Annotated in this window: 8 protein-coding genes; 3 read left to right on the top strand and 5 right to left on the bottom strand. The window is 44.0% G+C overall.

Annotation, left to right across the window (positions count from 1 at the left end; all coding sequences use genetic code 11):
* Positions 1-17 precede the first annotated feature (17 nt).
* Complete coding sequence (locus QWZ17_RS18170; protein ID WP_290306714.1) at positions 18-2,111, bottom strand: TonB-dependent receptor plug domain-containing protein; 2,094 nt, start codon at positions 2,109-2,111, stop codon at positions 18-20.
* A gap of 142 nt (positions 2,112-2,253) precedes the next feature.
* Here QWZ17_RS18170 and QWZ17_RS18175 point away from each other — a divergent pair, with 142 nt between their 5' ends.
* From QWZ17_RS18175 to QWZ17_RS18185, 3 genes are all read left to right on the top strand, one after another.
* Complete coding sequence (locus QWZ17_RS18175) at positions 2,254-3,198, top strand: helix-turn-helix transcriptional regulator (RefSeq protein ID WP_290306715.1); 945 nt, start codon at positions 2,254-2,256, stop codon at positions 3,196-3,198.
* Positions 3,199-3,579: 381 nt separating this feature from the next.
* Positions 3,580-4,062: a peptide deformylase gene (locus tag QWZ17_RS18180; protein WP_290306716.1), complete on the top strand. Its 483-nt coding sequence runs from the start codon at positions 3,580-3,582 to the stop codon at positions 4,060-4,062.
* A 443-nt stretch (positions 4,063-4,505) separates the two neighbouring features.
* Positions 4,506-5,897 (top strand): Gfo/Idh/MocA family protein, encoded by a 1,392-nt coding sequence (locus tag QWZ17_RS18185; RefSeq protein ID WP_290306717.1) that lies wholly within the window; start codon positions 4,506-4,508, stop codon positions 5,895-5,897.
* A gap of 239 nt (positions 5,898-6,136) precedes the next feature.
* On the opposite strand, the gene QWZ17_RS18190 is transcribed toward QWZ17_RS18185, so the two are convergent.
* From QWZ17_RS18190 to QWZ17_RS18205, 4 genes are all read right to left on the bottom strand, one after another.
* Positions 6,137-7,171, bottom strand: coding sequence for a DUF1735 domain-containing protein (locus QWZ17_RS18190; protein ID WP_290306718.1), 1,035 nt, complete (start codon positions 7,169-7,171; stop codon positions 6,137-6,139).
* Between the two features lie 75 nt (positions 7,172-7,246).
* A complete protein-coding gene (locus QWZ17_RS18195; RefSeq protein ID WP_290306719.1) occupies positions 7,247-8,923 on the bottom strand; it encodes a RagB/SusD family nutrient uptake outer membrane protein in 1,677 nt (558 codons plus the stop codon).
* Positions 8,924-8,949: 26 nt separating this feature from the next.
* Complete coding sequence (locus QWZ17_RS18200; RefSeq protein WP_290306720.1) at positions 8,950-11,811, bottom strand: SusC/RagA family TonB-linked outer membrane protein; 2,862 nt, start codon at positions 11,809-11,811, stop codon at positions 8,950-8,952.
* Between the two features lie 23 nt (positions 11,812-11,834).
* On the bottom strand, positions 11,835-13,691 hold the full coding sequence (locus QWZ17_RS18205; protein WP_290306721.1) for a RagB/SusD family nutrient uptake outer membrane protein: 1,857 nt from the start codon (positions 13,689-13,691) through the stop codon (positions 11,835-11,837).
* Between the last annotated feature and the right edge of the window lie 14 nt (positions 13,692-13,705).

The raw sequence follows: 13,705 nt of genomic DNA on the forward strand, positions 1-13,705 counted from the left end.
ATGTGTTTAAATTTTAATTACTTGCTAAAATTGTAAGCTAAGCCCGCGTAGACCAACCTGCCGGGCAGGTTAAGTATTACCAGGCTATCTTTGTAGTTGAGTAGGTTTTGAGCGGTAAGCTGCACCCTGATGGCATCCTTCAGGAACATTTTTGAAATCGACGCGTTTACCAGCACGTAGCCTTTGGTGTATTCATCATCGCGGTTTACGATGCCATTGCCATCGCTATCCTTGTAGCCGTAGCGGCCCCGGTAAATAGCCCTTACAGATGCATTGATGCCTGTTTTTTCATCAAGGTAGTTTACCCTTACATTCCAGGTGTATTTTGAACGACCGAGCAAGCCGCCATAATCACTGCGTTTGATAACCTTGGTAAGATTAGTTTCGGGATCTTTGGTAAAAACCTTACCCGCTTTAATCTGATCAAGCACATCCTGGTCGTAAGCCTCCAAGTATTGAAAGCCCCCGGCCACTTGCAGGGGTTTAAAAAGCTGGTAACTCAAATCAGTTTCTATCCCCTGGGTAAATACTTTATTCAGATTGAAGTAAGAAAAAACCGATTGCCCGTTTGTTTTTATGGCGATGGCAGCGGTTTCAATCAGGTTACTGATATTATTCCTGAACACGTTGGTGGTCCAGTATAATTTGTCTGTTGGCTTGTAGCGGTAACCAAAATTGAACGATGTTGAACTTTCTGCGTTGAGCCTCTTCAGCGTAGATGGATCTATCAGTACCGTTTCAATTTGCCCTTCTTGCTGTAGCCGTTGAATACCCGCGGCCGCTTCCTCATAGCCGAATACACTATAGCCTACTTCCGCATTGGTGAAGTTTAAATACAGTTGCCTAAAATCGGGCGCTTTATAACCTCTGCCTACCGAACCCAATATGGTTAGCTTTGGGCTAAGCGCGTAACTTGCCGCCAGTTTAGGACTAAACTGCGATTTGTAAACGCTGTGCACATCGTACCGGCCACCGGCAATAATATCCAGCTGCTTAACCGGCAACCAATCGGCCTGGAAATAGCCATAGCCCGATGTAAATGATTGTTGTTTGGTATACCGGGTGGCCTCTACAGTTTCGTATTGGCCCCCAGCCCCGGCAGTAAGTTTAATATTATCGGCAATAGCGTAATCATTTTGAATTTCGCCACGGTTGAAAGTCTGGTTAAAATAAGTTTGATCGTAAACAGCGCCGTTATCCTCGTACCTGATATCGGAATTAGTTTTATAGGTTGACCGGTATAACTGCAATACAGATACATCCTTTTTGCTGAAACGGTGAGTTAAAATCGGGGCTATGTTAAAGTCTTTTTCGGTGCCTTTGCCTGCTGCATAACGGTTTGCATCTACCAAAAACCGGCTGTCCTGGTTATTGGTGTAATACCTGCCCGAAAGTTTAAGACTGGTATTATCATCAAATTTATAAGCAGTTTTACCATTAAAAGTATACCCTTCAAATGGCGATACCGTTGGTACGCCCGATGAAGGTTGCAAAGTGTACCCACCGCTGCTGTACCTGTTCACAAAGCCCGAGATATAAAATTTATCGGTTTTGTAGGCCGAGTTAACGCCCAGGTCGGCAGTTTTATTGGTGCCGTAGCGGCCCGCCAGGCCGCCTGTAAAACCTTTAGCAGGCTCGGTGGTGATAATATTAACAACGCCGGCCATAGCTTCGCTGCCATATAGGGATGATGTAGGGCCTTTAACAATTTCAATGCGATCTATATTATTGGTGGTGATGCGTGATAGTTCAAGGATACCCGTGCTGCGGCCAATCAACGGTAAGCCGTCAATTAAAATCAGCGTATAAGCCGGGTCGAACCCCTGGATCTGGATACCCTGTCCGTGCGGATCATCCAGTATAGTCATCCCGGTTTGTTCGCTCAGCACTTCGTTCAAGCGTACCAATCCTTTTTTCTTAATTTCTTCGGATGTGATACGGGTTATGGGTATGGGGACCTGCTGTAAACTTTTTAGGGTACGAGTGCCGGTTATTACTACCTCTTTCAATTGCTTTGTTGCAGTATCTTGCCTTAAAGTATCTCGTTGCTGGGCCTGCGCGTTTGATACGAAGAGTGCTGTAAGTAATGAAAGAGAAATATAAATTCGCATTTATTTAGACCAATTAAAAATAATGATGCAAATTTGTACTATTCCTAAGATGTTTAGTCAACGTTAAACGGATTGAAAACAACGCCAAACGGATTTTATGCGCATTACCTTTACATCAGCATCACAAAAAAACGCCCAACTTATGCTTGAATGTCCTCCTGCTTCGGACATAGGGCGACTAATCGAACAAAATTCGACTTTACAATTACCCAACGGTGACATCACCATTCAAAGTACCTGGTTTGGCGGTGCCTGTATTATAGTAAGCCAATGGGATATTAAAAAGCCATCGCCAATTACCATAAAATGTGATTGCTTTTGCTGGATGATGAATTTTATGATGGATGGTGAACTGGCATTAGGCCTGTCAAAAAAAGAACTTGCCTTAAAAGCGGGGCGGTACCATACCTTTTATAGTACGTTGCTCAATGTTGATATTAGTGGCAAATGTAAAAGCCAAATGTTAAGCATCTGCCTCAAGAAAGATTTTATAGAAAAATTATTGGGCCACCATCTGCTGCCCCTCCAACTTGAAAGTGATATTGAAAAACATTTTACATTAATAACAAAGGGAACTTATCATAATAGTACCTTAATGTTATTGGTAAATGGATTGTTAAATGCAGATCAGCCGCCATACATCAGGCGTATTTTTTTGGAGGCTAAAATACTGGAACTTTTATCCCTGCAATTGCAACAATTAGAGAATAGCAATAACACCATAGCTATTTTTAATGCTGATGATAAAGCCCGCTTGCAGGAGGCAAAAATGCTGATAGCGCAAAACCTGCGATCACCATGCTCACTTATAGAACTATCGCGCAAAACGGGGCTTAATGATTTTAAACTAAAAAAGGGATTTAAAACGCTCTTCGGCAATACCGTTTTTGGCTACCTGGCCGAGTTACGTATGAATACCGCCTACAAGCTATTACAGGATGGCGAACGCGTAGGCGTAGTTGCAGAAACCGTGGGCTATAAAAATGCCCATCATTTTACAGCCGCTTTTAAAAAGCGGTTTAATGTTTTGCCAAGCCAGGTGATTAGGGTGTTGTTTGTTTTGATGAATTTGGCTTGTTGTGTTTAGATTTACTTTTGTACAATTACAAGTTGCTGTTTAAAAACGAAAAAAAATGTCGTAATTACGAGTTTTAAAATCCAGCGAATTTTGAAGGAAAGCATGACGTAAATCGGTCGTAGAAGACTCACCCCGACGAGGCTACGCCCGTCTCCCCTCTCTCCGACTGCGTCGCATAGAGGGGGCAAAAAAGTTTTTATCTTCCTTACCCTCTTTGCGGCTTTAGCCGGAGAGAGGGTGGTCCAGCGAAGCGTAGACCGGGTGAGTCGTAGCCCGCGTTCAAAGCCAATAATCATGTAAAACATTTATAAACAAGGCATTAATAACCAATAAAGATTCCTTTTTGGCCAACGGCTTTCGAAACCATTCCTAACCAAACACTAACCAACCATGAAAACATTAGATAACCTTTTACTTTTAGGCGATGAGCGCTTGTACCAAGTTTGTGAACCCGTTTTACCTTCCGAACTACCGCAGGTAGCCGATTGGGTTGCCGATTTACATAATGTAATGGAACAGATCAGAGCAAAGTATCATTTCGGCAGGGCTATAGCCGCGCCACAGTTGGGTATTATGAAAAGACTTATCTATATGAACATTAATAAACCTGTAGTTTTCATAAACCCCGAGCTAAGCAACCTGAGTACCGATATGTTTGAATTATGGGACGATTGTATGAGCTTTCCCAATTTGTTGGTTAAGGTAATGCGCCATCAGCAAATAACCATTAACTATCTTGATAAACAATGGCAACCGCAACAATGGGTGATGGATGGTGCATTATCAGAGTTACTTCAGCATGAGTTTGATCACCTAAACGGTATATTGTGCACCATGCGGGCTATTAACAATACCTCTTTTAAATGGCGGTGATCGTAAAACCAAATCTGATGGGGTTTGGTGCTCTACAAGGGCTTCATTGGAGCAAAAGCTTTGTAGCTTAACGGAATAGGCCTATATGCCTGGAAGATATAAGCATCAAACGATAACTTGTTTTATTGCCTGGTCCTGGTTAAATGATCCAGGTGTCGAATGGACTTGTATTGACCAACAACAGGTACCAATATTTGGATGCGCCTGATTGCGCTTTACATCAGTTCAGTATAAATCATTTTAAAATATTGATTATTAGATATTTATAATTTCACATACATAAAATGTGTTAAGTTATGTTAACCCTGGTTAGATGCGTTTGCCTTAACTACTACCATAAATATTATTGCATTTTGATTTTGGTTTACTAAATTGCCTTGTATAAACCTATGTGATTGCGCCTTGCAATCAATACAATCAATTTTAAACTTTAATCCACTGCCATGTCAACCGATCGCCGGAAATTCATTAAGCACCTGGGTGCTTCTGTATTGCTTACCTCAGCAACACTCAATAGTCTTGCCGCCAAAGAAGATCATGAATTAAAGATCCTGAAAGCCCAAAAACGAACCGGACCAAACGACAAAATCCGCATTGCCACCATAGGCATGGGTATTATGGGTTTTAACGATACCCGAGCGGCCTTAACCGTTCCGGGTGTTGAGTTGGTTGGCTGTTGCGATTTGTATAAAGGCAGACTTGACAGGGCAAAGGAACTCTATGGCCCTACCCTTTTCACCACCGGCGATCACCGCGAAATACTGGCCCGCAAAGATATTGACGCCGTTATTATCGCCACGAGCGATAACTGGCACAGCCAGATTGCCATTGACGCCATGCACAGCGGCAAAGCGGTTTATAGCGAAAAGCCTATGGTACACCAGATAAGCCAGGGCCTTGCCGAGATAAAAGCGCAGCATGATACCAAAATGGTTTTCCAGGTAGGTAGCCAGCGGGTAAGCAGCATTGCCTACGCGAAAGCCAAAGAGTTATATGAAGCAGGCGCCATTGGGCAAATCAATTCTATCGAGGCATCATTTAACCGGCAGAGCGCTTTAGGTGCATGGCAGTATACTATCCCTTTTGATGCATCGGTACAAACGGTTGATTGGGCCAGGTATCAATCAAATGCCAAAGTGAAATATGATTTTGACAGCAAACGTTTTTTCAGGTGGCGCAATTACCGGGAGTATGGCACCGGCGTTGCCGGCGATTTGTTTGTACACCTGCTGAGCGGCATCCACTTCATTACCAGCTCCAAAGGACCGGAGCGCATCTATTCCATTGGCGACCTCACCTACTGGAAAGATGGCCGCAATGTACCCGATGTAATGAGCGCGGTGATCCATTATGGCGAAACCAAAGAACATCCCGCTTTCGAGGTAACTTTGCGCGTTAATTTTATTAGCGGAGAAGGCGACCGCAGCAGCACTAAAATAGTAGGCTCCGAAGGTGTACTCAATTTAGATGATGAGAACGGCTTTACCATCAGTAAACATAAACTGCCGGTAGCGCCGGGCATAGGCGGTTGGGATTCTTTATCAACCTTTACCGAGGCACAGCAAAAAGCCTTGATGGATGATTACAACAAACGCTACTCGCAAGCAGATAACCAACGACCAAGCTCACCGGATATCAGCTACCGGGTACCCGATGGCTATAACTCATCGCACGATCATTTTGCCAACTTTTTTGATTCCATGCGTACCGGCAAACCCGTTGTAGAAGACGCGGTATTCGGTTTCAGAGCCGCGGCGCCTTGCCTGGCCTGTAACGATAGTTACTTTGAAAACAAAGTGATCCACTGGGATGCGGAGAACATGAAGATTGTTTAAAACAAAAAAGCGTCCCCGAATCTCACAACGGGAACGCTCATTTAACATACTAATCAACTAAATCTCAAGATTTTTCTTGTAGAGACGCAATATTTTGCGTCTCCCGTGTGCAAATTAAAAATGCACATCGGATATAGTGCAAATGCTTTTACAAATCGGCTCTGTATAGCTGGAGACGCAAAATATTGCGTCTCTACAGAAAAAAGCAGGGCCGCTTTTAATAGCAGCCCTACTTTATCTTAATTTATTCTTCTAAAATCAATATTGGTAAGCTTAATACCGGTTGTGCCCAGGCTTGAACCTCCTGAACGGATAACCAGGTAGACTGTACCAGCTGTTGGGAACGAAACCACGTTACCATTCCCCGCGCATGAAAGCGATGACAGTAAAGCGTCAAATGGTGTTTTGCCACAGCCATTCCAGGTGTTTAAGGCTATGCGGGTACCGCCATCACTATAATCCTTACCGGCAACAGGTGCAGCCTGCCCAACATATACCTCAAACCAGCAATCGGTAGCGCCAGAGCCTGCAACATTCATATCAATTTTGTATTGCTTGTTGGCCCTTACCTGGAATGTTTGCAGAATGCCTTGCTGCCCCCAGTTCCCCCCGGTTGCCAGTACGCTTCCGTCTTCGTTCACTTTAAAGGTTACGCCGTCGCCGTATTTTACAATACTCCAGGCGCTTTTATCAACCATGTTGTTTTTAGGGGTTACGGCGTCAAGGAAATCATCGGCATTAAAGTAAATGATAACCTTATCCATAGCGGTGTTTATTGCCTGTTTGCTCGAGTTGGCAATTTTGATACCCATAGCCAGTGTTTTGCCCGAATACTTATTCATTTGGGCAATTTTTATTTTGGGTACAATGTTGCCTTTCATAATGTTATTATTCAGCGAAACCGTGTCTTTGGTCGCTATGGTATAATCGGCAGGGTCCAAAACCACAGTATTGGCAGGTAGCGCGCCCGAAGTGATCAAACCAGCGATAGCTGCATTATCGACACTTACGTCGACCGTTAACGATGCAAAATTCGATTCTCCCCCACGATATACCGGCACCGAAAAGTTGGCGGTATTCGCCGCGCTGTCTACCACATATTTAGTATCAGTAAGCGCCGCAACAAGCGCGTTGGCTTTTTCGGCCTGCGGAAAATACACCATTGTTGATGGGGTAGTTTTTGGTCCCTCCAAAAACTCCTGTTTGCAGGATAACACCATGGTAAGCATTAAACAGGCAGACAATTTTAGTATTGATGATACATGAGTTTTCATAAAATATCTTTTAATTAATAATTCAAATCATGAAGGTTCATCGCACCAAGATATGGCGCGATGAACCTGTTATTTTTACCAGCCGGGGTTTTGTGTCCAGTGTGTTTTTGAAATTTCGCTTTGCGGTATAGGGTACCAGTTCATTTTAGTTGAAAACACCCTATCCTCTAACTTTTTAACGGCATAGGTATTGGTAGCACCATTGTTGGTGATCTCGATACGGTTAACAGACCCGTTAAAGTAAGTCGCCCCCTTTTTCCAGCGACGTACATCCCAAAGGCGCTGGTTTTCAAAACTAAGCTCCACATTGCGCTCATGCTCAATACGGGCCTGGTTTACCTGGGCGGCTGTTATGGCCGGCATGCCTGCACGCTGCCTAACCAAATTGATGGCTTTTAGGGCAGTGGTACCATAACCTTCCGGGTCAGCATCAGCACCGTAGGCATTAAACATGGCCTCGGCAAAGTTTAACAAGGTCTCGCCGTACCTGAAATATCCCCAGGCATGGTTGGCCGTAGTAGCATTAGTTAAATCGACAGATTGGTTAACCCATTTTGACAGGTAATAGCCGGTTTTAGTTGCGTTTTGCTTTGGCAAACCGCTGCTACCGCCGGTGTAAGTTTGTGTTACACTACCTTTAAATGAGGAGCCGTTATAAACTACCGTAGCTGCAAAACGCGGGTCGCGGTTACTGTATGGAGCTGCCGCGTGAGTTGGGTTATTCCAATCAAACGGAACCGCTGTACCTGCCGTTACTACTTCATAGTCGTTCACAAAGTTTTCTGTCGGCGTAATGCTGTTGCCATTGCTGTTTTGAAACGCGATAGGAAAGTTGTTATACTCCACATAATTGATAGCGCCATAACGGCGGTAAAAAATATATTCTTTTGATGAGGTATTGTTTGAGCCAAAGAGATTTGAATAACTGCCATCAAGCGAATACTTGTTTAAGGCCATCACATCGTACGATGCCTTGGCGGCCTGCGCCCAGGTAGTAGTTGAACCGGCATCTTTAAACAACGGACTTGCGCCATACAACAACGCCCTTGCCTTTAGGGCTTTGATAGCACCCTGCGTAACCCTGCCATCATCATACCATGAATATGGCGAAAGATCGGCAGGTATTATGGCAGCTGCTTGATCGCACAGCGTGGCTATATATTTAATACATTCATCTACCGAGTTTCTTTGAATGTTATTCCAGCTGGCTGTGTTACTGTAATCAAGCGGTTGCTCCAATATGGGCACGCCGCCGTAGCGTTTTACCAATTCCATGTAGAAAAACGCTTTCAGAAACAGTACTTCGCCCTGCATAAATTTTACGTTGTTGCGGGCATTAAAATAAGTGGTTGAATCTGTTGAGGTGATCTTTCCTTTAATGTAGCTGATATCAACCTTATCCTTATTTTGGAGGTATTCATTAGCCTGCCTGATGCCATTAAAGTTATAGGCCCAGGCATCATCGGGATTGGTGTATTGACTCCAGGTGCCATAGTTAAAAGCCTGCGCTTTATCGCTCACATTGGTAGCCTCGGCATTATCTGTTGCCGATTCCAGGTCGAGGTTGGCAAACCCATCCGGTAAATAACTGTACGTGTTCCAAACCACCTGTTGCACATAGGTATAATTGGCATACAGTTTATCTACGGTAATATCGGCCTTTATCGTTTTAACATCCAGGTAGTCCTTTTTACAGGAGTACAATAAAGCACTCATTACCAAGGCTGCTGTTATATAATAATTTCTTTTCATGTCTTCGTAATTACTATTATTTACTACTACAATTTCACTTTTAAGCCAAAGGCCACCACTTTCATTAAAGGATATCCCATGGATAAGCGCTCGGCCTCCAGGTTATCTATTTTATCCCAGATAATAAGGTTGGTACCATTTGCAAATACTCTTACCGCGTCAAGCTTCTTTAAAAAACCAACACGTGGCAACGTGTAACCCAGTTCTACACTGCGCAGCTTGAAGAAATTACCATTGCGCAGCCAAAAATCAGACTGCTGATCATTGTTGGCGTTGCTTTGGGTTGATAAACGCGGCGCGGTAGCTGTGTTTGCGGTAGCAGGTGTCCAGGCGTTTGCAGAGAAAGGTGTAATGTTGTTATTATTTACAAACGGATGCGTGTAGATGTAGGCATCATCAAGCAAACTCACGGTACGGTGCAAAACACCCTCGCCATAGGCAGCAAAATCAAAGCCCATGTATTTGAAGCCCAAGTTGAAACCTAAAGTGATCTCGGGCAATTTCGCGTAACCTAAAGGCACTTTGTCATAATCATTAATGATGCCGTTACCGTCCTGATCTGCAAATTTTAAATCGCCGGGTTTAACGTTAGCGTATGAAGATGATGGTACTCCTGCTTTTAAATTACCATTGGCATCAAAATCCGATTGCTGATAATAACCTTTAAATACCAGGCCTTTCATTTGCCCAAGGCGGTAGCCTGTATTGTACAGGTAAGCATAAGGCTGCGCGTTTTCTGATTGCTGAATCACCTTATTACGGGCGAAAGCGGCAGATCCGCCTAAATTATACTGGAAACTACCAACGTTGTTATTGTAATTAAGCGATGCCTCAAAGCCTTTGTTCTTCACTTCGCCGGTGTTGGCATATTGCAAGTTAAAACCGGTAAAAGCAGGTACATTGGCAGATGGAATTTCAAGAATGCCGGTACGTTTTTCGGTAAACACATCAACAGTTGCCTGCAGGTTTTTCCAAAGGGTAAGATCAACACCGATATTCAGGGTAGTTTTCTTTTCCCATGATGAGTTAAGATTGGCAAACGCGCCTTCGGTCATTCCGTTTTTATAGCTGTTGGCGGTCCCTACAATATAGCCATTGGCTCCTACCGCGTACTGTTCATTTAAAAAGCGGAACGCCTCGTTGATATTACCGGTTGTACCGTATGATGCCCTAACCTTTAAAAAGTTGATGGCGGTATTATCTTTCAGAAAATCTTCTTTAGATGCTATCCAACCCAAACCTACCGATGGGAAAAATCCGTAACGGTGTCCTGGAGCGTAATCTGCCGATCCGTTGTAGGCTCCAGACAGGTTTACAATATATTTCTGGCTATAGTCATAAGTCACGTTGCCCGATAAGCCCTGGGTACGCACCTGGTAAACCAAACCATCGTGGCTGTAACCTTGTCTTTGCGCTAACAGCATACCAGTGAAGGTGCTTTTGCCAAAGCTGCGGTTATAATCAAACCCAAGCTTAACCGAATTGCGGTTCCAGTGTACATTGCCTCCATCCACTATTGCCTGCCCTACAGCGCCTATAGTTTTGTAAACAATATTACCATTCGCGTCTTTTGTCGGCTGGTCATTGGCATCTTTAACAATTTCATAAGATGGCACCGAGAATAACTTTTGATAAGTACCGATATATTGGTTACTGAACGATAATGATCCGTTAAATGCCAAGCCTGGCGTAATGGCATCCAGTTTTTCAACAAAACCAAAATTGGTTTGCAGGTTACGGGTATGCGAATTGTAAACACCAAACTGCTGCAAATACTCAACCGGGTTAAAATTATATACAGAGCTGTTCCCCCATGTACCGTTAGGGTTTTTAACCGGGAAGGCAGCAGCAGGTATATTCAAAAGACCGTTGAATAACGATGTGGCAGTGAAACCGGCCGGCGTGTTTTTATCTTCGGTAATACCGGTGATGTTGGCCTCTACAGATAGGCTTTTGCTCAGCTGCAATTCCACATTGGCACGCAGGTTAATTTTATTGTAACGCGCGTTGGTACCAAAGTCCTTATCAATGGCGTTGGCATTTTTGTATAAACCTTCAAAATCGGTATAATTCATGGCCACAAAATATTTGGCCATATCATTACCGCCACGGAACGAGAAGTTATAATCCTGTATGGTGGAGTTCTTTTTTAATACCTCATCATACCAGTTCACATTTGGGTGAAAAGGATCATTGCTGGCCTTGTACAAATCCGGATTGGTGTATTTGATTGGCAAGCCGTCATTTTGCAATGCCTGGTTATATAAACGGGTATAATCATAGGCATTCATGGCGGTTGGCAACTGCACCGCGCTTAAAATACCATACCTGCCGTTAACGGTTATTTGCGTACGCGGCAAATTAGCTCCTTTTTTGGTACGGATGCTCAATACGCCCGCACCGCCCTGTAAACCATAAATGGCGGTAGCAGCGGCATCTTTCAATAACGTAACCGATTCAATTTCATAAGGCGACAACGAGGCTATGGCGCTCATATCAACCTGGAAACCATCTAAATAAATTATTACCTGGTTACCTGCAATATTCCAGCTGCTTTGGCCACGTACGTAAAGGGTTGGGTTATCATATCCTGGTTCGCCCGAGCCTGTTACTACCGTTAAACCGGGGATACGGCCCTGCAAGGTATTTAACAGGTTACCGGTTACCATATGGGTTAACTCTTCGCCTTTAAGTGTATAAACAGCTCCGGTGCTTTTCCATAACTGCTCGGTACGCAGTCCGTAATCAACTGTTGCAGGTTTAGTTTTATTGATTTTTGCAGAATCTGCCGAGGTAACGTTGGTAGTTTGCGCTGAAGCAGCTGAAACACTACCGAACGTAAAAATCCAGGCAAAAAGCTTTATATATTCTTTTTTCATTGTTTTCATTAATTAAAATGTTTAAAAACCAATTACCATCCCGGATTTTGTCCATCCCAGCCCTTAGCATTACCCAGGTAACGCTTGCTCACTTCATCATTAGGGAAGGGAACGTAATAGTACCTTGCAGGGAACGTGCGTGTAACAAAAGATGTAGTTGCCCAGGTACGTTTTAAAGTACCGCCAACATTCCTGGCTGTTGTTACAATGCCATGCAAGGTTCCGTTCAATACAGATTTGGCTTTTAACCAACGATTAAGATCATTATACCTGTGGCCTTCATAGGCAAACTCAATAGTTTCTTCGTTTTGTACCGCGTCTCTGAAAGCGTTAGCGTCGGTAAGGTGCTTCTCTGGCATACCGGCTCTTTTCCTTATCAGGTTAAGGTAATCGGTAGCCTGTCCGCTTGGACCAGCATACTCGTTCATGGCTTCGGCATAATTCAGATAAAACTCAGCCAGGCGGAATACCGGCCAGGCAAAGTGATTATCGCTCATGTTATCAATGCGGGCAACAAATTTGTAGGTTTCCATAGCGTAACCATCCACACCGGCATCACTGCTGGCCAAATTACCATCGGTAGCATAATCACCTTTTTTGTAATAGGCCAGTATGCCACGTTGAGCGCTATAATACATGCCATCGTAAGCGATGGTTTGATAAAAACGAGGATCGAGGTTAAGCGCCTGTATATCTGTTGGCAAATCGCTGCCGCTTGCGGGCAGCGTCCATTTGGTACCGTCGCGTTTTTCGTACTGTTGCATAAACTCAATAGGCACGTTATTTTTTACACCCCATTGTGCCAAACGTAATTTTGATGACAGGTACTGGCCCCATGCAGATCCATCGCCCCAGGCGTTACCGCTTGGCACCTGGTTTGAGGTGTTTACCAATATCAGCTCCTGGTTGGCAAACACGTTCCAAACAGATTCATAATCGCCAATGGTAGCGTATGTTTCGCCGGTTGTTAAAGGTTTGCCGGTATTGTACAACGATGCTCCTGATGCACCGGCAGCGTCAATTACATCTTTAGCGGCTTTGGCAGCTTTGTTCCAACGCTCAGGATCATAGCTTGGATAAGCCAGCACCGTATCGCGGCCATCGCCATAACGGGCACCGGCTACTTCTGATTTTAAACTTGCAGGGGTATTATAAAGCGGGCTTGCAGCATATAACAAAATGCGCGATTTTAAGGCTAATGCGGCCAGTTTGGTAATACGGCCATAATCGGCAGATGGACGGGTAGCAGGCAATAAGCTTGCAGCCAGATCGCACCATTTCACTACACTATCTACAACAGATTGTACCGAACTGCGTGGTACAGATATTTTACCGGTACCATCCAAAGGTTTGTTTACAATGGGTACGCCACCATAATATCTAAACAGTTCGTAGTGCTGCATAGCACGGCAAAATAAAGCCTGCCCTTTAACATCCTGTTTCCAGGCGTTATCGGCATCGGTAACCATATTGATGTTTTTTAACACTAGGTTGGCCTGGCGAATGCCTTTGTAATGCCAGCCAAAACCGGGACCATTATCGGCACCAAAACCATAATCACAGGTATTATTGGCACTCATATTACCGGTAATGTAGGTACCGGTACCAATGGTGTTTGAAGCCCAGTCATAAGCAGGGTGAATAATGTACAACTGATCTGTAATAGCCTCGGGACGACAACCGTCATAAGTTTCAGGGAAATAACCCCTTATGCACAGCATGTACATTTGTGCCACGGCATATTGCGCCTGGTTTTTGGTATGGAAAATTGTATCAACCGTTACCGCGCCGCCCTTTGGTTTTTCAAGAAAACTTTTTTTACAGCCCGGTGAAAATATACCACCGGCTAAGCAAGCTAAAAGCAGTATAATTATATTTTTTCTTTTCATAATTTCTTCTCCTG

It is taken from the genome of Mucilaginibacter flavus, from assembly GCF_030409315.1.
Taxonomy (GTDB): domain Bacteria; phylum Bacteroidota; class Bacteroidia; order Sphingobacteriales; family Sphingobacteriaceae; genus Mucilaginibacter; species Mucilaginibacter flavus.